The 19,945-nt window shown below is 58.9% G+C and carries 15 protein-coding genes; 11 read left to right on the forward strand and 4 right to left on the reverse strand.

Features of this window, described 5'->3' with window-relative positions:
• The first annotated feature begins 49 nt into the window (after window positions 1-49).
• From ACR0EK_RS00835 to ACR0EK_RS00850, 4 genes are all read left to right on the forward strand, one after another.
• Window positions 50-3,433, forward strand: a complete 3,384-nt coding sequence (locus ACR0EK_RS00835; RefSeq protein WP_480564297.1) for a YhdP family protein — start codon at window positions 50-52, stop codon at window positions 3,431-3,433.
• 42 nt (window positions 3,434-3,475) lie between these two features.
• Complete coding sequence (gene queA / locus ACR0EK_RS00840) at window positions 3,476-4,525, forward strand: tRNA preQ1(34) S-adenosylmethionine ribosyltransferase-isomerase QueA (protein WP_480564300.1); 1,050 nt, start codon at window positions 3,476-3,478, stop codon at window positions 4,523-4,525.
• A 108-nt stretch (window positions 4,526-4,633) separates the two neighbouring features.
• Entirely contained in the window at window positions 4,634-5,911 is a 1,278-nt protein-coding gene (locus ACR0EK_RS00845) for an MFS transporter (RefSeq protein WP_480485322.1), read from the forward strand.
• 109 nt (window positions 5,912-6,020) lie between these two features.
• Window positions 6,021-6,596 carry a DUF924 family protein gene (locus ACR0EK_RS00850; protein WP_267364025.1) on the forward strand — a complete coding sequence of 192 codons (576 nt, stop codon included), beginning with the start codon at window positions 6,021-6,023 and terminating at the stop codon, window positions 6,594-6,596.
• A 38-nt stretch (window positions 6,597-6,634) separates the two neighbouring features.
• Here ACR0EK_RS00850 and ACR0EK_RS00855 read toward each other — a convergent pair whose 3' ends face one another.
• Window positions 6,635-7,069, reverse strand: coding sequence for a hypothetical protein (locus ACR0EK_RS00855; RefSeq protein WP_480545429.1), 435 nt, complete (start codon window positions 7,067-7,069; stop codon window positions 6,635-6,637).
• A 215-nt stretch (window positions 7,070-7,284) separates the two neighbouring features.
• Between ACR0EK_RS00855 and lpdA the strand changes: the two genes are divergently transcribed.
• A complete protein-coding gene (gene lpdA, locus ACR0EK_RS00860; RefSeq protein ID WP_267364003.1) occupies window positions 7,285-8,679 on the forward strand; it encodes a dihydrolipoyl dehydrogenase in 1,395 nt (464 codons plus the stop codon).
• A 153-nt stretch (window positions 8,680-8,832) separates the two neighbouring features.
• Here the strand turns inward: lpdA and ACR0EK_RS00865 are convergent, their stop codons facing one another.
• Window positions 8,833-10,218: a M20/M25/M40 family metallo-hydrolase gene (locus tag ACR0EK_RS00865; protein WP_480564303.1), complete on the reverse strand. Its 1,386-nt coding sequence runs from the start codon at window positions 10,216-10,218 to the stop codon at window positions 8,833-8,835.
• 326 nt (window positions 10,219-10,544) lie between these two features.
• Here ACR0EK_RS00865 and hemA point away from each other — a divergent pair, with 326 nt between their 5' ends.
• From hemA to ACR0EK_RS00885, 4 genes are all read left to right on the forward strand, one after another.
• A complete protein-coding gene (hemA, locus tag ACR0EK_RS00870) occupies window positions 10,545-11,768 on the forward strand; it encodes a 5-aminolevulinate synthase (protein WP_480485327.1) in 1,224 nt (407 codons plus the stop codon).
• Between the two features lie 129 nt (window positions 11,769-11,897).
• Window positions 11,898-13,103, forward strand: a complete 1,206-nt coding sequence (locus tag ACR0EK_RS00875) for a helix-turn-helix domain-containing protein (RefSeq protein WP_267364006.1) — start codon at window positions 11,898-11,900, stop codon at window positions 13,101-13,103.
• A 71-nt stretch (window positions 13,104-13,174) separates the two neighbouring features.
• A complete protein-coding gene (ispG, locus tag ACR0EK_RS00880; RefSeq protein WP_209503626.1) occupies window positions 13,175-14,296 on the forward strand; it encodes a flavodoxin-dependent (E)-4-hydroxy-3-methylbut-2-enyl-diphosphate synthase in 1,122 nt (373 codons plus the stop codon).
• 166 nt (window positions 14,297-14,462) lie between these two features.
• Window positions 14,463-15,281 (forward strand): DUF2189 domain-containing protein, encoded by an 819-nt coding sequence (locus ACR0EK_RS00885; RefSeq protein WP_480564306.1) that lies wholly within the window; start codon window positions 14,463-14,465, stop codon window positions 15,279-15,281.
• Window positions 15,282-15,339: 58 nt separating this feature from the next.
• Here the strand turns inward: ACR0EK_RS00885 and ACR0EK_RS00890 are convergent, their stop codons facing one another.
• Both ACR0EK_RS00890 and ACR0EK_RS00895 read right to left on the reverse strand, forming a co-directional pair.
• Window positions 15,340-16,098, reverse strand: a complete 759-nt coding sequence (locus ACR0EK_RS00890) for a DsbA family protein (RefSeq protein WP_480558133.1) — start codon at window positions 16,096-16,098, stop codon at window positions 15,340-15,342.
• Window positions 16,095-17,477 carry a M48 family metalloprotease gene (locus ACR0EK_RS00895; RefSeq protein ID WP_480564310.1) on the reverse strand — a complete coding sequence of 461 codons (1,383 nt, stop codon included), beginning with the start codon at window positions 17,475-17,477 and terminating at the stop codon, window positions 16,095-16,097. Before ACR0EK_RS00895 ends, ACR0EK_RS00890 begins: the two co-directional genes overlap by 4 nt.
• Here ACR0EK_RS00895 and ACR0EK_RS00900 point away from each other — a divergent pair.
• Entirely contained in the window at window positions 17,476-18,639 is a 1,164-nt protein-coding gene (locus ACR0EK_RS00900; protein WP_480564313.1) for a pyridoxal phosphate-dependent aminotransferase, read from the forward strand. The genes ACR0EK_RS00895 and ACR0EK_RS00900 overlap by 2 nt on opposite strands.
• A gap of 66 nt (window positions 18,640-18,705) precedes the next feature.
• Window positions 18,706-19,926 carry an N-acetylmuramoyl-L-alanine amidase gene (locus ACR0EK_RS00905; RefSeq protein ID WP_480564316.1) on the forward strand — a complete coding sequence of 407 codons (1,221 nt, stop codon included), beginning with the start codon at window positions 18,706-18,708 and terminating at the stop codon, window positions 19,924-19,926.
• The last annotated feature ends 19 nt before the right edge of the window (window positions 19,927-19,945 follow it).

The raw sequence follows: 19,945 nt of genomic DNA on the forward strand, positions 1-19,945 counted from the left end.
TTTTAAAGGCTGCCCTTCATCATAGGGCAACGCGTGCGGGTTGGAAGGCGTGGATAGCAAATTGAAGCAGCACGAAGACGACGAAGCAAAGCCGGGCAAGCCTGTGCGCCGTCGGTCGCGCCGCCGCACCGCTGGTCTGTGGGCCATGCGTGGGGCCATCGTGCTGGTGCTTCTGGCGATGTTCACCGGTTTCATGGTCGTGGGGCAGAGGATGCACGCACCTGTGTGGCTGCGCGACAGGGTCGAAGCCCGGCTGGAACGGGCGCTGGGCGGGCTGCAAATCCGGTTTGGAGACGTCAGTTTCATCATCCACGAAGGCTGGCGCCCCCGTCTGCGGCTGACCGATGTTGCCATCAGTGACGCCGCAGGCCAGCAGATTGCGCAGGTATCCGATATGCGCGCCAGCCTGGCCATGCGTCCCTTGCTGCGCGGTCAGGTCCGGCCCAAGCGCATCATTCTGAGCGGCGCGCAGATCGCCATGACCCGCGATCAGGACGGGGCGCTGACCCTGACCGTGGGATCGGGCAGCGCGCCGGTGCAGGAAGCGCCGGACCTTGCACAGCTGATCGAGGGATCGGACGAGGTGTTTCAGTCTCCGCTCCTGTCGGCGCTGACCTCGGTCGAACTTGATGCGATTACGCTGGATTACCGCGACCTGCGGCAGGGGCGGTCGTGGGTTCTGGACGGTGGGCATATTCAGGCGAACCGCAGTGACAACGAAGTGCGGCTTGCGACCGGGTTTTCGGTTCTGGCCGGGCGTGACTATGTCAGCAGTATCGAGGCCAACTATACCAGCGTGCTGGGCACGCCTGCCGCCAGCTTTGGCATCTCGGTCACCGATCTTCCGGCCGAAGACATAGCAGGCCAAAGCCCGGCCCTTGCCTGGTTGCAGGTTCTGCGCGCACCGATTTCAGGGGCTTTGCGGGGCAGTGTCGATGAGAACGGGGCCACAGGAACCGTGTTCGCAACCCTCAATCTGGGGGCCGGGGCGGTGCAGCCCAACCCGGAAACGCGCCCGGTTCCTTTCGAATCTGCCCGCACGTATTTCACCTATGACCCGAAAGCCCAGATGCTGGATTTCAATGAGGTTTCGGTGGTGTCGGCCTGGGGCACAGTTCAGGCCGATGGAAAGGCGTTTCTGCAAGGGGCTGAAGACGGTGTGCTGGACAGTCTGGAGACGCAACTGCGCTTGTCCGGGATCAATGTGAACCCGGCAAATCTTTTCCCGGAGCCGATTCAGCTGTCGCGTGCCAGCGTGGATTTCAAGATGGCGTTCAACCCGTTCCAGTTGCGCCTTGGCCAGATGACTATCGAGGATCCGGGTCATACCGTGCGCGCCTTCGGGGTTTTGCACGGGCGTCCAGATGGCTGGGCTGTGGCGCTGGATGCCCATCTGGATCAGATGAGCTCGGACAATGTTCTGAGTTACTGGCCCGAGCGTCTGGCGCCGAAGCCACGGGAATGGGTGACGGAAAACCTCTATCAGGGGGTTTTGTCGGACATGGATTTCGCCCTGCGTCTGGAGCCCGGTTCCAAACCGGATCTGTATCTTGATTTCGGGTTCGAGCAAGCCAAGGTTCGCTTTGCAAAGACCCTGCCGCCAATCGAAGATGCACAAGGTCAGGCCAGTCTGATCGACAGCCGGTTTACGGTCACCGCGCAGCAGGGGGTGGTGGTCGCCGATGACGGGGGGAGTGTGGATGCCGCGGGGACGTCCTTCATCATACCTGACACGGATATCAAGAAATCCGCGCCCGGCATCGCGCGTATTCAGGCAAGGGGCAGCGTGACTTCTGCATTGTCGCTGCTGGACCGACCACCGCTGGAATTGCTGAGCAAGGCCGGGTTACCCGTTGATGTTGCCAAAGGCACGGTTGCGTTGACCGGAACGCTGTCCCTGCCGCTGATAAAAGAGCTAAAGTTTCAGGATACCGAATTTCACTTCAACGGAACGCTGGCCAATCTGTCCAGTGACCGTCTGGTGCCGGGATTTTCCGTAAGTGCCCCGATGCTGGATATTTCCGGCAATCAGTCGGGTGTTCAGATTCAGGGGCTGGGTCAGTTCGGCGATGTTCCGCTAGAAGCACTTTGGCAGCAGCCTATTGACGGCGAAACCGAACAGCGCAGCACCTTGACCGGCCAGATCGAACTGTCCCCGCGTCTGATGGATGAGATCAGGGCCGGCCTGCCGCCGGGGATGCTGACGGGCAAAGGGGTTGCCGATATTACACTGGGCCTGGGCGCTGGGGCACCTCCGAAACTGTCTGTTGCTTCGGACCTTCAGGGCGTCGCACTTGCCATCCCTGAACTCGGCTGGCGCAAGGCGGCGAACACCAAAGGATCGCTGACTGCCGACGCGACGTTGGGCGCGCAGCTGAAGGTGGACGACCTGCGGATCAACGCAGCGGGACTGCGCACAACCGCATCCATTTCCTTTCACGAAAACGGTGAATATGACCGTGTCCAGTTCAGCTCGTTCGATCTGGGGGACTGGCTCGCGGTTCCGGCGGAACTGATCGGGCGGGGGGCTGCTGTCCCGGATATCCGCGTCTTAGGCGGTGTGCTGAACATGGGGCGTGCAAACTTCGGGGAAAGCGGCGGATCGGGCGGAGGCGGAGGTGCCGGACCAAAACTGGACGTGACATTGGACCGTCTTCAGGTCACCGAAACTGTTGCGCTGACAGGTTTCCGGGGTGCGTTCCAGACGACCGGTGGCGTAAATGGCACTTTCGCAGCGCGGGTGAACGGCGGAGCGGCTGTTGCCGGTCAAGTGACCCCGCGGGGAAATCGAAGCGCCGTTGACCTGACGTCGAAAGACGCGGGGGCCGTTTTGCGATCAGCCGGGGTTCTGACGCAGGCGCGCGGCGGTGATCTGGACCTCAAGCTTGAACCGGTGGCTGCGCCCGGCAGTTACGACGTGATCCTGAAGATCGTTAATACCCGGATCACCGATGCCCCGGCCATGGCCGCGATCCTGAACGCGATCAGCCTTGTTGGTCTGCTGGACGAGATGGCCGGGCAGGGGATCTTCTTTTCGGCGATTGACAGCCGCATGAGGATATCGCCCACCGACATCAAAGTGCTGAGTGGCAGCGCTGTTGGCCCGTCAATGGGGCTTTCGTTTGATGGCACAATCGACACCGTGAACAGCCTGCTGAACCTGCGGGGGGCGATTTCACCGATTTACCTTCTAAATGCCGTTGGCAGCGTATTTACCCGCAAGGGTGAAGGCGTCTTTGGGTTCAATTACACGCTCACCGGGCCGATATCCTCGCCCAAAGTCGCGGTGAACCCTCTGTCCGGTCTGGCGCCCTTGTTTTTGCGTGATCTGTTGCGTCAGCCTGCGCCAAAGGTCTCGGACGGCCCCAATGCTGCGCCGGTGGAACCTGACGAGCCGAAACCGACATTTGGCTCTCCTCCCAGTGACCGCTGACGGGATATGGCCGAATCTTTTGCGGGGTTGTAAGGCGCGGTCATGAAGCTCAGCGATTTTGATTTCGACCTGCCCGACGACCTGATTGCCACGCGGCCTGCCAGCCCGCGATCCTCTGCGCGCCTTCTTGTGGTGCGGGGGGGTGCCACAGTGGACAGCCACGTGTTCGACCTGCCCGATTTCCTGCGGCCGGGCGACCGGCTGGTGCTGAACGACACGCGCGTTATCCCGGCGCGCCTGAACGGGCGGCGCCACAGAAGCAGCGCGCAAGGCCCGGTTTCCGCCGGGGTCGAGGCCACTCTGCTGGACCCGCAGGCCGATGGCACCTGGTCTGCGCTGATCAAGCCATTGAAGAAAGTGAAGCCGGGGGAAGAGATCGTGTTTTCGGCCGATCTGAGCGCGACGCTGGATCGGGTGGAAGACGGGCAGGCCTACTTGCGCTTCAATCTCAGTGGTCAGGATTTCGACAAGGCGCTGGATCAGGCCGGTGCGATGCCGCTGCCGCCCTATATCGCCGCCAAACGTCCGGCGGACGAGCAGGACAAGACGGATTATCAGACCATCTGGGCCCGCAGGTCCGGTGCGGTGGCAGCCCCGACCGCCTCGTTGCATTTTGACGATGCCCTGATGCAGGCTTTGTCGAAACGGGGTGTCGCCGTCACACATGTGACCCTGCATGTTGGCGCCGGAACCTTCCTGCCGGTCAAGGTCGAGGATGTGACAACCCACAAGATGCACGCCGAATGGGGGCAGGTTGGCGCCGAGGCTGTTGCCGAGATACAGGCGACAAAAGTTGCGGGCGGGCGTGTCATCCCGGTGGGCACCACCGCCTTGCGCCTGATCGAAAGTGCTGCGCGTTCGGGCACGATCGAACCGTGGGAAGGTGACACCGATATCTTCATCTATCCCGGTTTCCGGTTTCACGTGACCGATGCGCTGATGACAAATTTTCATCTGCCGAAATCCACGTTGTTGATGCTGGTTTCGGCGTTGATGGGTCAGGACCGGATGCGCGAGGTTTACGCCCATGCCATCGCGCAGAAATACCGTTTCTTTTCTTATGGCGATGCGTCGCTTTTGATCCCCGGATAGGCGCGCATACGGCATCACCGACAGGGAATGTCGTAGACAAGCGCGATGGAAGCGGTCTTTGATCGCAGAACAAAACTCAAACCAGCTTGGCACCTATCGGAGGCCCAAATGATTCAGGTTCTGTCCAGCGCATGGGCATTGTTGCTCGGCATGGGGTTGCTGATGGTCGGAAACGGCCTTCAGGGCACGATCCTGGGTGTTCGCGGACAACTCGAGGGGTTTTCAACTCTTGAGATGTCTTTTGTAATGTCAGCATATTTTGTTGGTTTTCTGGGTGGTTCACGGCTTGCGCCCGAGATGATCCGGCGTGTTGGTCATGTGCGGGTCTTTGCGGCGCTGGCGTCTTTCATTTCTGCCGTGATGATCATGTACCCGATGCTGGCAGACCCGATCGCCTGGGTTCTGGGACGCGTAGTGATCGGGTTCTGTTTTTCGGGCGTTTACGTCACTGCGGAAAGCTGGCTCAACAACGCAGCCAATAATGAAAACCGCGGTCAGGCCCTGTCGCTTTACATGATCGTTCAGATGTTGGGTATCATCGGCGCGCAGGGCCTTTTCCTGTTGGGCGACCCTGCCGGATACGAAACATTTGTGATCGCCTCGATCCTTGTTTCGGTATCTTTCGCACCGATTTTGCTGTCAATTTCGCCAACGCCTGCATTCGATACTACCAAGCCGATGACGTTGCGGGAATTGATGAAAAGCTCTCCGCTGGGGTGTGTCGGCATGTTCCTGCTAGGCGGCGTGTTCTCGGCGCAATTCGGGATGTCTGCGGTTTACGGGGCCCAGGCCGGTCTGTCCTTGGTTGAGATCTCGGCATTTGTGGCGGCGTTCTATGTTGGGGCAATTGTCCTGCAATACCCGCTGGGCTGGTTTTCCGACCGGATGGACAGGCGTTTCCTGATCCTGTTGGTCGCGGCAACCGGGGCAGTTGGCGCCGTCAGTGGTATGCTTTATGGCTTTTCCTTCGAAATCCTCCTGGCGTCTGCTTTTGTGATCGGCGGAATGACCAACCCTTTGTATTCATTGCTGATTGCGCACACCAACGATTTTCTGGAATACGAGGATATGGCCGCGGCATCCGGTGGTCTGATCTTCATCAACGGCCTTGGGGCAATTACCGGACCCGTTATCACAGGCTGGCTGATGGGTGACGCAGTCTTTGGCCCGCCGGGCTTTTTCCTGATCATTGCCGTGTTGCTTGTCGCATTGGCCGCCTATTCGGTTTACCGGATGACCCAGCGTGCAGCAGTTCCTGTTGATGAAACCGGCACCATGTCTACGCTTTATCCCACTGCATCGCCCGTTGCATTCGAGGTTGCACAGGAAGTTGCCATTGAGGCGGCAGAAGCAGAGTTCGAAGAAGGTGCGCGCGAAACCGCTTGAGACACGAAATTATGTCGGTTGTGTTGCAATATGTTACTGTAACAGTTCTGTAAAAGGGACTTAAATGACGTTACGTCTGGGGCGCGGGCAATTGACGGAGTTTAAGGCAATGGTAACGCCTGAAGAAGTATTGAGTTTTTGGTTAGATGAAGTTGGCCCTAAGGGTTGGTATCTTGAGGATGAGGCGCTGGATGCAGACATTCGGGCGCGGTTTCAGCCAACTTGGGAAGCGGCGGCAGCGGGCCGGTTTTCGCTCTGGTTGACTTACCCCAGCGGGGCGCTGGCCTATATCATCCTGACAGATCAGTTCCCACGTAACATGTTCCGGGGGGAGGCGCGTGCCTTCTCGACTGATCGTGCGGCATTGGCGGCAGCAAAATGCGCAGTCGACAAAGGCTGGGACAAGAAGATCGACGAACCGGCCAGACAGTTCTTTTACCTGCCCATGATGCACTCGGAAAACCTGTGCGATCAGGAACGCTGTGTGCGTCTGATCTGCCAAAACATGAGCAGCGACGCAAGCAACCTGCTGCACGCCAGAGCGCATCGCGAGGTGATCCGCAAGTTTGGTCGTTTCCCGTATCGGAACGCAGCGTTGTCCCGCAGCTCGACCCCGCACGAAACTGCTTATGTCGATATGGGCGGGTACGGGACAACCGTGCGCGAACTACAGGCAACGGGCTAAGCGCTAAACCGCAACCGCGCTTTGGCCGCGGCTGCGCTTTATGACTTAGGCGTGCATCCCCTTAATGCCAGAACGCGTTCCGCTGCGATATCGGCACCGGTTTGGATCGCCTGCGCAATCAGCACTTCTGGCGTGTCAGCAAGTTCCGAAATCCGCTCCTGAACCGTTTGCAGCTTCTGTTCTGCTGCATTCAGGCGGCCCAGCGTTGCCTGGAGGTTTTGCGCGGCTTGGCTGTCTGCCAACGTGTCTTGCTGTGAAATCGCCGTCAAATCAGTCCGCAGCGCCGCAAGCTCGTCCCGAATGCCCTTCGCCTCATCCCGGATGGGGGTCACGGCCTGAACCGTTTGCGAGACTTCAGCAGTGATGCTTTCGGCTTTCGACGCCAGTTTCCAGCCCAGAAACAGGCACAGCGCAACAAGTATCAATGTGGCGTTGAGCAGGGCAAGCAGCAGATCTTTCAGAGTTTTGGCCATGGTCAGCCCCTTGAATGGGTTGAGAAAAGAGTAGGTCCGACCGGTGTCGGCGTTTCTTTTCTAGCCATTGCATGGCCCGGGGTATAGGCTGAAATCCGCAAGTTCAGGCATCGCTTACCCTGCGTCCTATTTGTCGCGGGATGGGTATATTGATGCGTTCCGAATAATAGTTTAATGGTAAACTAAATTTTCAACTCCTGCGCCGAGAGGAACACATGGCTGCACAATCCTATGATCTGATCGTAATCGGGGCTGGCCCCGGCGGCTATGTCGCTGCAATCCGCGCAGCCCAACTGGGTTTGAAAACCGCGGTTGTCGAGCGCGAGCATTTGGGGGGGATCTGCCTGAACTGGGGTTGTATTCCCACCAAGGCGCTGTTGCGGTCGTCCGAAGTGTTCCATCTGATGGAGCGCGCCAAGGATTTCGGTCTGAAAGCCGAAAAGATCGGATATGACCTGGACGCGGTGGTCAAACGATCCCGTGGCGTAGCTGCGCAGCTGTCAGGTGGCATCGGCCATCTGCTGAAGAAGAACAAGGTTGCCGTTGTGATGGGTCAGGCCACGATCCCCGCAAAGGGCAGGGTCAGCGTCAAGACCGACAAAGGCACCGAGGAACTGACCGCCAAGAACATCATTCTCGCAACCGGGGCACGGGCGCGGGAACTGCCGGGCCTTGAAGCTGATGGCGATCTGGTCTGGACCTACAAGCACGCGCTGCAACCGCCGCGGATGCCGAAAAAACTGCTCGTCATCGGGTCTGGTGCGATCGGCATCGAATTCGCCAGTTTCTACAATACGCTGGGCGCAGACACCACGGTTGTCGAGGTGATGGACCGGGTGTTGCCGGTAGAAGATGCCGAGATCAGCGCATTGGCCAAGAAGGCGTTCACCAAACAGGGCATGACCATCATGGAAAAGGCCATGGTCAAGCAGTTGGATCGTGGCAAGGGGAAAGTGACCGCGCATATCGAGGTTAAAGGCAAGGTTGAAAAACACGAGTTCGACACAGTGATCTCGGCCGTCGGGATCGTTGGCAATGTCGAAAACCTCGGTCTGGAAGCTCTGGGCGTCAAGATCGACCGGACACATGTGGTCACGGACGCGTATTGCCGCACCGGGGTTGAGGGCCTTTATGCGATCGGTGACATCGCGGGCGCGCCCTGGCTTGCGCACAAAGCAAGCCACGAGGGTGTTATGGTTGCGGACCTCATCGCTGGTCAACATGCGCATCCGGTCAAACCCGAAAGCATCGCAGGGTGCACCTATTGCCAGCCTCAGGTTGCCTCGGTTGGATATACCGAAGCAAAAGCTAAAGAACTGGGTTACGACATCAAAGTCGGCCGCTTCCCCTTTATCGGCAATGGCAAGGCCATCGCTTTGGGTGAACCGGACGGGCTGATCAAAACCGTATTCGATGCAAAAACAGGCGAGTTGCTGGGCGCCCACATGATCGGTGCCGAAGTCACCGAACTGATTCAGGGATACGTGGTTGGTCGCCAGTTGGAGACAACGGAAGAAGACCTGATGAACACCGTCTTCCCGCACCCGACACTGTCAGAGATGATGCACGAAAGCGTGCTGGATGCCTATGGCCGCGTGATCCATATGTAAGATCGGCGTATTTGCCCCGACCGGGTGGGGGCTCTGCCCCCGCCGCGCGTGCCGCGCGCCTCCCCCGGGATATTTTGGGCCAGATGAAGCAGGGATCCTTTATTCATCTGGCTGCAAATATCCCGGAGCGCGAGGCAGAGCCTCGCAAAAAACCTATGTGTTCAAAGCATCCAGAATGCGCGCCCATGACCGGATGCCCTTGTGGAAGCTTTTCACGTCATATTTCTCGTTCGGCGAATGGATGGCATCATCTTCGTTTGCATATCCAACCAGCATCGAGTCGAGCCCCAGAACGGTGTTGAAATAGCCGACAACAGGGATTGATCCCCCCATGCCGGTGAACACTGCCTCGCGGTCCCATTCATCCGACAGCGCGCCGCGCGCGGCTTCGAATTCGGAGCGGGTGATATTCATGACCGAAGCGGGAGAGCCTTCCATGTCGTTGTCCCAGACCACTTTGGCGTCAGGGGAGAGCCGATCCTCGACATGTTTGCGGATTTTGGCGCGCAGCGCGTCCGGGTCCATGTCACCAACAAGGCGGCAGGTAATTTTGCAATGGGCCTTGGACGGAATAACGGTTTTGGAGCCCGCACCGTTATAACCGCCCCACAGACCGTTCACTTCGAGCGTTGGTCGTGCCCATTGTTGCTCCAAGGTGGAGTACCCCTTTTCGCCATGCGGTTGGGTGTAGCCGACCGAATTCAGATAATCCGCTTCGTCGAAGCCGCAATTCTGCCATTGGCGCAACTGGTCTTCGGGTACTTCATGCACACCTTCGTAGAACCCGTCGACCGCGACCCGCCCGGTTTCGTCGTCATAAAAAGAGGTCACGATTTTCGACAGTTCGCGCAGCGGGTTCAGGCCCGGGCCGCCATAGTGGCCGGAATGCAGGTCGATGCGCGGTCCCACGATGGTAAATTCGTCCTTCAGCATGCCCCTCAACTGCGCCGCAATCGACGGAACGCCGCGTGACACCATGGATGTATCGCAGACCAGCGCCAGATCCGCTTTGAGTTCGGCGGCATTTTCCTTGAGGAAAGGAACCAGTGAGGGCGAGCCTGATTCTTCTTCGCCCTCGAAAAAGAAAGTGATGCGGCAGGGCAAGGATCCGTGCACGGCCTTCCAGGCGCGGCAGGCTTCGACAAAAGTCATCAGCTGACCCTTGTCGTCTGATGCTCCGCGTCCGCGGATGACCGGACCGGTTTCGGTGTCCTCAATGGCGGGATCGAACGGATCCCGTTTCCACAGGTTCAGCGGATCGACCGGCTGCACATCGTAGTGGCCGTAAAACAGGAAATGCGGAGCAGTCGCGTCCTCACCCACGTGACCGACAACCATTGGGTGGCCCGGTGTTTCCCGTTTCTCAGCCGCAATCCCGATGCTGTTCAGATCGGCGACCAGCCAGTCCGCGGCGCGGCTGACCTCGGCCTTGTATGCGGGGTCGGTCGAGATCGACGGGATGCGCAGCAGTTCCATCAGGCGGTCGATTGAGGTTTGCAGATCTTCGTCAATCCGGTTCAGCACGGCGTCTAGCGACATGGGGGGCTCCTGCCTGTTTTTTGTTCCCGCGAACCCTAGCAGCGTTGTCGGTGCCGTCCAGAGGTGATGACACGAATTACAGCCCGGCAGTGTAAGCTTGGGTAGGGCGGCGAGCCCTGCGTCGTTTCCACGCGTCCGATGGCCGTAACTTTACTTGTCGGACGGGGTGCAAACTTATATTTGATGCAAATCAAAGTTGGGTTCACCTTTTCGGCTGTAACCAGCTGAATAAGGGAACACAAAGCCACCGAAACAGGGTAAGCTGTGGGATGTGGCGAAAATATCGCCCAGTGGGAAACCGGATACGGGCGTTCAAGGAGGGTCCTTTGGACTATACTGCTCAGCTCGATTCAGCGATTGCCAGGCTGCATGATGAAGGTCGTTACCGGACCTTTATCGATATCGAACGTCGCAATGGACATTTCCCCCATGCGGTGCGCACGCGTCCGGACGGGTCACAGCAGAATATCACCGTATGGTGCGGCAACGATTATCTGGGCATGGGGCAAAACCCGGTCGTTCTGAATGCAATGCACGAAGCTGTTGATGCAGCCGGTGCAGGTTCGGGCGGTACACGCAATATCTCGGGCACCACAGTTTATCACAAAAGGCTTGAGGCTGAACTGGCCGATCTGCACGGCAAGGAAGCCGCGCTGCTTTTTACCAGCGCCTATATCGCCAATGACGCAACGCTCAGCACGCTGCCCAAACTGTTCCCGGGCCTGATCATCTATTCTGACGCGCTGAACCATGCCTCGATGATCGAAGGCGTACGCCGGAATGGCGGGGCTAAGCGCATCTTCCGGCACAATGACGTGGCGCATCTGCGCGAACTGCTTGAGGCGGATGACCCCGCCGCGCCCAAACTGGTCGTATTCGAGTCGGTTTATTCAATGGATGGCGATTTTGGTCCAATCGAAGAAATCTGTGATCTGGCAGATGAATTCGGCGCGCTGACCTATATCGATGAAGTGCATGCCGTGGGCATGTATGGCCCCCGCGGGGGCGGTGTGACCGAGCGCGATAACCTTGCCCACCGGATCGACATCATCAACGGCACGCTGGCAAAGGCCTATGGCGTGATGGGCGGCTATATCGCGGCCAGCGCCAAGATGTGCGACGCCGTGCGGTCATACGCACCGGGCTTTATCTTTACCACGTCCCTGCCACCTGCGGTTGCGGCCGGGGCTGCCGCATCTGTTGCCTACCTGAAAACTGCACCTGAACTGCGCGAGCAGCATCAGACGCAGGCCAAAATCCTCAAGCTGCGGTTGAAGGGGATGGGACTGCCGCTGATCGACCACGGAAGCCATATCGTGCCCGTGATCGTCGGAAACCCGGTCCATACCAAGAAGCTCAGCGATATGCTGTTGGATGATTACGGCATTTATGTGCAACCGATCAATTTCCCGACCGTTCCGCGCGGAACCGAGCGTCTGCGCTTTACCCCTTCTCCGGTGCATGGACCTGACGAAATGAACCGTCTGGTACAGGCGATGGACGAACTTTGGTCACATTGTGCGCTAAATCGCGCCGAACTTGCCGGTTAACCTCGCGCCAAAGTGTGCAACGTATTTGCCGCGTGTTAAGCTTACGCTAACAAAATTGGCAGACGAATCGTTTTGGGGATGATTCGCCGCTAACGCGAAACACGCGACAGGCAGAATGGGGCAGCAGGAATGATTGGGCGCAGATCACAGCGCGAATCTGATGAGGACGTAGATGTCAGACCCAAAGGGTTTGATGACTACGAGGTACGCCTTGGTGACAAGATGCGCGGCGAACGCGCAACCATGGGCAAATCCCTGTTGGATGTTCAGCGCGAGTTGAGGATCAAAGCCAACTACATTGCTGCCATCGAAAACGCGGATCCCGACGCCTTTGACACGCCCGGCTTTATCGCCGGGTATGTGCGTTCTTATGCGCGTTATCTGGGTATGAACCCGGATGAAACATTCTCGACTTTCTGCGCGGAAAGCGGTTTTTCGGTCGCGCATGGCATGTCGGCCGAGGCTTCGGTGGTGCGAAAGCCGACCGGTGCGCTTCCGGCGCGTGGGCCAATGGGGCGCGATCCCTTCATCTCGCCCAATACGCCGTACATTCCGGGCAAGGAATCTCTGGTCAGTCAGATTGAACCGCGCGCCATCGGCTCGTCGCTGGTGCTGTTGGCGGTAATTGGCGGCATCGGCTATGGCGGGTGGGCCGTTCTGAACAAGATCCAGCAGGTGCAGGTCAGCCCGGTTGAACAAGCGCCTGTGGTGCTGTCCGACCTTGATCCGCTGGATGCCGTGCGCGGCGGCGTTGTCGATGATGTGGTTGCTGCGGCGAATACCGAAGCACTGGACCGTCTCTATCGTCCGCAGGCCTTGGATGTTCCGGTTCTGGTCGCTCGGGATGCGCCGATTTCGACCCTTGATCCGCGCGATGTCGGAACCTTCCGCCCGCCAAGCCTGCCGCAGTTCGAAGTTGCCGAAGTGCACACGGTTGAACGACCAGCTTTGCCTCAGGTCGTGGAACAGGTTGATACCACGCTGAAAATCGTTGCTGTCGATCCATCTTGGATGCGGGTAACGGCGGCAGATGGCAGTGTCATTTTCGAAGGGACGCTTGGGACGGTCGAGCAAGGCAGTGTCTTTGAGGTTCCGCTGACAGAAGAACCGCCGCTGTTGCGGGCAGGGGCGTCGGGATCGGTTTATTTCTCGATGAACGGCGAGCACTATGGCCCGGCAGGGGCACCCGGCACGGTTGCCAAAGGGGTGATCCTTTCGAAAGACGCAGTTTCGGAAGTTTATGCCGTTGCTGATCTTGAAGCGGATCAGAACAGCGCGCTCAAGCAGCTGGTGGCTGAACTGCAAACCGCGGCGACAGAAGCGCCCGCCGAGTGATCTTGCCATTGCGGTAACCCCTTTGCCGGACTATCTACTGTCGCAACTCAGGCAGACGCGGATCCGTCCTTATGTCCCTTAATCACGTGCGCCCCTGGCGCGACATTTATCGTCGTAAATCCCGTCAAATCATGGTCGGCAACGTCCCTGTCGGGGGCGATGCCCCGATCGCTGTTCAGACCATGACCAACACCCTGACCACCGATGTGGCGGCAACAGTGGCGCAGGTTCAGGCCGCAGCCGAGGCTGGCGCGGATATCGTGCGCGTTTCAGTCCCCGATGAGGCGTCGGCTAAGGCATTGAAAGAGATCGTGCGCGAAAGCCCGGTGCCCATCGTTGCGGACATCCATTTTCACTATCGCCGTGGTATCGAGGCGGCCGAAGCAGGCGCTGCCTGTCTGCGCATCAATCCCGGCAACATCGGCGATGAACGCCGGGTGAAAGAAGTCATTCAGGCCGCGCGCGACCACAATTGCTCGATCCGCATTGGCGTGAATGCGGGCAGTCTGGAAAAGCACCTGCTTGAGAAATATGGCGAACCGTGCCCCGAAGCGATGGTCGAAAGCGGGTTGGAACATATCCGCATCCTTCAGGACAATGATTTTCATGAGTTCAAAATCAGTGTGAAGGCCAGCGACGTTTTCCTGTCCGCCGCCGCATATCAGGGCATAGCCGAAGCCACTGATGCGCCCATCCATCTGGGTATCACCGAGGCGGGCGGACTGGTGTCCGGCACCATCAAATCTGCCATCGGGTTGGGCAACCTGCTGTGGATGGGGATCGGCGACACGATCCGCGTCAGCCTGTCTGCCGATCCGGTGGAAGAGGTGAAGGTCGGCTTTGAAATCCTCAAGTCCCTTGGTCTGCGCCACCGGGGCGTCAACATCATCTCATGCCCGTCCTGCGCACGGCAGGGGTTTGACGTCATCAAGACCGTCGAGGCGCTGGAACGCCGTCTGGAACACATCAAGACACCGATGAGCCTGTCGATCATCGGCTGCGTGGTCAACGGGCCGGGCGAGGCGTTGATGACCGATGTCGGGTTTACCGGTGGCGGGGCCGGGTCCGGGATGGTCTATCTGGCAGGCAAGGCCAGCCACAAGATGTCCAACGATCAGATGATCGACCACATCGTGGAACAGGTCGAAAAGAAAGCCGCGGAACTGGATGCGGCTGCGGAAGCCGCAGAGTAGTGTGGGGTTGGCTGTGTCGGTAAGGCAGGCATAGCGACCTTACTCATCCCTTGCCCTGATGCCTGAGCTGTTGCAAACTTGTTTCGTGACTGAACGATGCCTGTTTCGCCGCTGGTTCTGTTGGTAAACAGACCCGCGCGGACCCATGCTTTGGGAGGAGTGTGTCATGACATCCAAGACCGCAGGCCCTACGCCACCTGAGAACCTGACGCCAGACCAACAGGCCATGCCAAATGTCATTCGGGTTACTTCGGATGATATAAAGGCGTCGCTGAAAGCTGGGTTTTCCGACTTTCTGGCGCGCCCCTTCATGAGCGGTTTCTTCGGGCTTTTCTATGCGGCTTTTGGAATCCTGATGGTCTGGAGCTTGGTCTGGCTTGGCAAGATCTGGATGATCATTCCAGCGATTGTTGGATTTCCTCTGGTCGCGCCTTTCGCCGCTGCAGGACTATATGAGATGTCCCGGCGGTTACAGAAGGGAGAGGAATTTGGCTGGTATGAAATCCTCACTGTCATGGCCGATCAACGCAAGCGCGAAATGGGCTGGATGGCCTTTGTCACACTGTTCATTTTCTGGGTTTGGGTTTACCAGGTCCGGCTTTGGCTTGCGATCATCCTGCAGAACTCATCCTTTTCGGATTTTGATGGATTCTTGAACATCATCTTGTTCACTCCGCAGGGGTGGACATTCCTTGCAATCGGTACCTGTGTCGGAGCGTTTCTGTCGGCTGTCCTGTTTTCGGTAACTGTCGTCGCCATGCCCATGCTTCTGGACCGGGAAACCAATTTCGTTTCAGCCATGTTGACGTCCTTACGCGTCGTCTCGGAAAGCCCTGTGGTCATGCTCGGCTGGGCAGCGATCATCTCGGTCACAATGTTATTGTCGATGGTTCCGGCGTTTATGGGCTTGATCTTCACCTTGCCGATCCTTGGCCATACAACGTGGCATCTCTATCAACGGGCCGTGGAACCGGCAGACGACTGAGGTCAGCGATCAGTTCGTCTTTTTTGTCTGGGGGCAGCTGTGCCGCCCCCAATACCAATCAACCCTGTTCCGCGCGAACGCCATCTGCAATTTGCTGCATCTGATCGGCGGGCAGATAGCCGCGCAGCAACTCGGTTCCCAGCACGAATGAGGGCGTGCCCGAAATCTGCATCCGTTGCGCCAGGGCACGGGTGCGGCTGATCTCATCCGTGACGCTGTCGCTGTCCATCGCGGCGATGATCGCGTCGCTGTCCAGGCCCAGCCCGTCAGAGATGCGGCGCAGGGTAACTTCGGACGGTTCGCCGTTGAAGGCCATCAGGGCATCGTGAACCTGTTTATAGGCGTCACCACCAGCGACGTGTTTGGTGGCCACGGCAAAGCGCGAGGACAAAACAGATGCGTCGCCCAGAATTGGCAGCTCTTTGATCACAAACCGGATATTGCCGTCGCTGGCCAGCAGGTTTGCCACTTCGGGCACCGCACGGCGGCAATAGCCGCAGCGGTAGTCCATGAATTCGACCAGCGTGATATCGCCATCCGGGTTGCCGCCGACCCAGCTATAGCCATCGTCGAACAGTTCGGCCGCATTGGCGGCGACCAGTTCTTTGTCGGCGGCCGCTTCGGCCACTGCGTTTCGCTGTTCGAGTATATTGATTGCCTCGATAATGACTTCGGGGTTCTCCAGCAGGTATTCGCGTACCTGAGCACCAAACTCTGCCTTTTCGGCATCATTCATCGCGTTCAGGTCCAGCGCCTGTGCCGAGGTCGCCGCCATGGAAAGCCCCAGAAGGGCAGGTGCAGCATGTCTGAGGATCATTTCCGTTTCCTTTTATCTTTCTTGAGTCGTTCTGAGGCAATCAGCACGTCTTGTGCCCTTTGCCAACCCGGAGAGCCTTCGGGCAACTGTCCTACAGCCCGTTTCGCGTGAATTCCGGCATCCTCCATCCGACCTTGCAGCGCATAGCGTTCTGCCGTCACGGTCGAAGCCATGCCGTTATTTCCGACCTGCGCATAAGCCACACCCAGATCCTGCATCAGGCGCGCGTTACGAAAATCGCGCGCGCGCGCCTGTTCCAGTGCGTTCAATGCCTGTTTCGTTTCCCCCTGCGCCAGCAGGGCACGCCCGTAGCTCGCAAGGATCAACGCATTGTTCGGGGCCATTTCAACAGCGCTAGCATAAGCTTTAACAGCCTCGCTTACACGTCTGTTTTCCAACAGTATTTGCCCCTTCAGATCGTAATAGAACGGGTCATCAGGACGCTCGGCGAGCGCTGCGTCAATTGCGGCACGGGCGCGGGACAGATCGCGGTTCTGATGATAGGCCGAAGCCTCTCGCATCAGGCGGATGTCTCGGTAGGATTCTTCGCCAGCGCGCCGCAAGGTCCAACTGGGCGACCGAAGAAAGGCCGAGAGCTTGCCTTTGACCCGCGCAAACCAGTAGTCCGCATTGGGGTTTGGAACGGCTCGGTCGCCAAACTCATCCAGGAACGCCTCGGCGGCACGCAGGCGGTCACGGCTTGTCGGGTGTGATCGCATATAGGGGTCCTGATTGGCGACACTCAGCAGTTCCTGACCGGCGAACTTCCGGTGTAGTTCCACCATCCCGCTGGGCGAGATTTCGGCCCATCGCAGGTAACTTGCCGCACTGCGGTCGGCGGATGCCTCTTCTGCGCGGGTGTGACCCAGAAAACCGCGAATTGCCGCGCCTTGGGTGCCAGCGGCAATTCCGATGGCGGCCTCGCCCCCACCCGCCGCAGCTGCCAGCAGGGCCAATGCCGTGCCGAGACTGGCGTTGCGCTGCGCGGCTTTCAGGTTCTCAGCCCGCCGCGCCAGATGACCATTCGAGATATGGGCGGCCTCGTGCGCGATGACAGCCTGCAACATCTCGGGGCTTTCGACGGTCAGAATCAGCCCGTAGTTCACATAAATCGCGTTGTAGTCGATGACGAATGCGTTGAACGTGTTGTCGTTGACGACCAGAATCTGAACCCGGTTCGTGTTCAGCCCCGCAGCCCGCAACACCGGAAAGGCCAGTTCACGCAGGCCATGTTCGATATCAGGGTCGCGGATCAGGCTTTGCGCGTGCGATTGCATCGCTGCCGCCAGCCAAACGACAACGGCAACCATCAGGGCCGGGATTGACGCCGACCGGGATACGCGCTCAAAAGCCATGACTGCAACATGGGAGATGGGCATGAGAAACTCAACCCGGTCCGGGGTCGATCCCTTCATCGTGATGGATGTGATGGAGGCGGCACGTAAGGCCGAAGAAGCAGGTCGCCATGTTATTCACATGGAAGTCGGCCAGCCTGGAACCGGCGCGCCAAAGGGCGCGACCGAAGCTTTGGCCGCAGCGATGGAGCAAGGTCCGCTGGGATATACGGTTGCCCTGGGTCTGCCCGCCCTGAGGCAGCGGATCACCCGGCTTTATGGCGATTGGTACAATGTCGATCTGAACCCCGAGCGGGTGGTGATCACACCTGGCTCGTCCGGCGGATTCCTGCTGACCTTTACCGCATTGTTCGACAGTGGCGACCGTGTCGGTATCGGCGCGCCCGGCTATCCGTCCTATCGCCAGATCCTGAAGGCACTGGGTCTGGTCCCGGTCGACCTGCCGACCGCGCCGGAAAACAGGTTGCAGCCCGTGGCGGCGGATATTCAGGGGATGGATCTGAAGGGGCTGATGGTGGCCTCACCTGCAAATCCGACCGGTACGATGTTGGACCGGGCCGCCATGGGCGCCCTGATCGAGGCGGCGCACGGGCAGGGCGCGTCGTTCATCAGTGACGAGATTTACCACGGGCTGGAATACGAAGCCAAGGCCGTGACGGCGCTGGAGCTGACAGATGAATGCTATGTGATCAACTCGTTCTCGAAGTACTTTTCGATGACCGGATGGCGCGTAGGCTGGATGGTGGTGCCCGAGGATCAGGTGCGCGTGGTCGAACGGATCGCTCAGAACATGTTCATCTGCGCCCCCCATGCCAGTCAGGTCGCAGCGCTGGCTGCCATGGATTGCGATGACGAATTGCAAGCCAATCTGGACGTGTACCGCCGCAATCGCGCGCTGATGCTGGACGGGCTGCCCAAAGCCGGGTTTTCGAACATCGCGCCACCCGACGGGGCGTTTTATGTCTATGCCGATGTGTCTGATCTGACCGATGACAGCCGCGCATTTGCGGCCGAGATTCTGGAGCATGCCGGTGTGGCCGTGACACCTGGGCTGGATTTTGACCCACAGCGCGGCCATACCACATTGCGATTTTCCTATGCGCGCGCGACGGATGACATTCAGGAAGGGCTTGAGCGTTTGCGCCTGTTTATGACGCGGCGCGGCGCAGTCAGGGAACCGGCCTGAGCCGTTCACAAACCGCCCCTTGTGGTATAGGGTGCCGGACAAACGATCTCGGGATAACTTGAGGCCATGAGCAGGATCTTCTTTAGCATTGCGCTGTGTTGGGCGTTGGCTGGTGGTGCCATTGCGCAGGATTTCAGCGCGTTGGCGCGTGTCCAGCCTGACCAGAGCCGTATTACGGATGTCGGGCGTACCGGTGTTCGGGTGGACATCGCCCTCAGTCAGGGCGTTCCCTACAGGATTTTCACCTTGCAGGATCCCTACCGTATGGTTCTGGACTTCAACGAAGTGGATTGGGCCGGGCTGACCCGCGAAGATTTCCTGCAATCCAATCGCATCAGCGGCGTGCAGTTCGGCGCATATGTTCCGGGTTGGTCACGTATGGTGCTGGAACTGGGGGCGCCGATGGCAGTGGCGACGGCAGAATTGTCGGTGGCAGAGGATTCGGGGGCTGCATTGTTGTCGCTCGACCTCAAGGGGACGGATTTCGATGCTTTCAACGCCTCGGCAGGTGCGCCGCGAAACCCGGGCTGGGACTTGCCGGAACCGGCGGATGTGCCGCAAGCCGCGGTGCGCAGTGCCGACCGACCCTTGCGTGTCATGCTGGATCCGGGCCACGGAGGCATTGATCCGGGGGCCGAGACTGACGCGATTGATGAAAAAACCCTTATGCTGACTTTCGCGCGTGAGCTGCGCGAAATCCTTCTAAGATCAGGCGGGTACGAGGTGGTTCTGACACGGGTCGACGATCAGTTCGTCTCGCTGGAGCGCCGAATTGCGCTGGCGCACCGGGCCGGTGCGGACCTGTTCATTTCGCTGCACGCTGATTCCCTGTCCGAAGGGCGGGCGCATGGCGCGGTGGTGTATACCCTGTCCAACGATGCCTCGGATGTGGCCAGTGCGAAGCTGGCAGAACGGCATGACCGCGGGGATTTGATTTCCGGTATCGATCTGAACGGGGCAGATGATCAAGTCACGGATGTCCTTCTGGACATGGCCCGTCAGGAAACGATGCCACGCACAAGCGCGCTGGCCAAAGCCATTGCAAACGGTCTGGCACAACAAGGCGGGCCGATGAACGGCAAACCCCTGCGTACCGCATCTTTTTCAGTACTCAAGGCGGCGGACATCCCGTCGGTTCTGGTCGAGCTTGGGTTTCTGTCCAGCCCCAGAGACCTCAAGAACCTCAAAGATCCTGATTGGCGGGCAAGAATGGCGCTGGGAATTCATCGGGGGCTTGAAGATTGGCGCCATCAAGATGTGATCCGCAAATCCCTTATTGGCCAGTGACCTTGCGGCGCAAAACGGC

The organism is Ruegeria sp. AE4 (assembly GCF_056542185.1).

Excerpts from the sequence above, each read along its gene's own strand:
- queA (WP_480564300.1), top strand. The coding sequence starts at position 3,476 with ATGAAGCTCAGCGATTTTGATTTCGACCTGCCCGACGACCTGATTGCC.
- ACR0EK_RS00845 (WP_480485322.1), top strand. The coding sequence starts at position 4,634 with ATGATTCAGGTTCTGTCCAGCGCATGGGCATTGTTGCTCGGCATGGGG.
- ACR0EK_RS00850 (WP_267364025.1), top strand. The coding sequence starts at position 6,021 with ATGGTAACGCCTGAAGAAGTATTGAGTTTTTGGTTAGATGAAGTTGGC.
- ACR0EK_RS00855 (WP_480545429.1), bottom strand. The coding sequence starts at position 7,069 with ATGGCCAAAACTCTGAAAGATCTGCTGCTTGCCCTGCTCAACGCCACA.
- lpdA (WP_267364003.1), top strand. The coding sequence starts at position 7,285 with ATGGCTGCACAATCCTATGATCTGATCGTAATCGGGGCTGGCCCCGGC.
- ACR0EK_RS00865 (WP_480564303.1), bottom strand. The coding sequence starts at position 10,218 with ATGTCGCTAGACGCCGTGCTGAACCGGATTGACGAAGATCTGCAAACC.
- ACR0EK_RS00875 (WP_267364006.1), top strand. The coding sequence starts at position 11,898 with ATGATTGGGCGCAGATCACAGCGCGAATCTGATGAGGACGTAGATGTC.
- ispG (WP_209503626.1), top strand. The coding sequence starts at position 13,175 with ATGTCCCTTAATCACGTGCGCCCCTGGCGCGACATTTATCGTCGTAAA.
- ACR0EK_RS00885 (WP_480564306.1), top strand. The coding sequence starts at position 14,463 with ATGACATCCAAGACCGCAGGCCCTACGCCACCTGAGAACCTGACGCCA.
- ACR0EK_RS00890 (WP_480558133.1), bottom strand. The coding sequence starts at position 16,098 with ATGATCCTCAGACATGCTGCACCTGCCCTTCTGGGGCTTTCCATGGCG.
- ACR0EK_RS00900 (WP_480564313.1), top strand. The coding sequence starts at position 17,476 with ATGAGAAACTCAACCCGGTCCGGGGTCGATCCCTTCATCGTGATGGAT.
- ACR0EK_RS00895 (WP_480564310.1), bottom strand. The coding sequence starts at position 17,477 with ATGCCCATCTCCCATGTTGCAGTCATGGCTTTTGAGCGCGTATCCCGG.
- ACR0EK_RS00905 (WP_480564316.1), top strand. The coding sequence starts at position 18,706 with ATGAGCAGGATCTTCTTTAGCATTGCGCTGTGTTGGGCGTTGGCTGGT.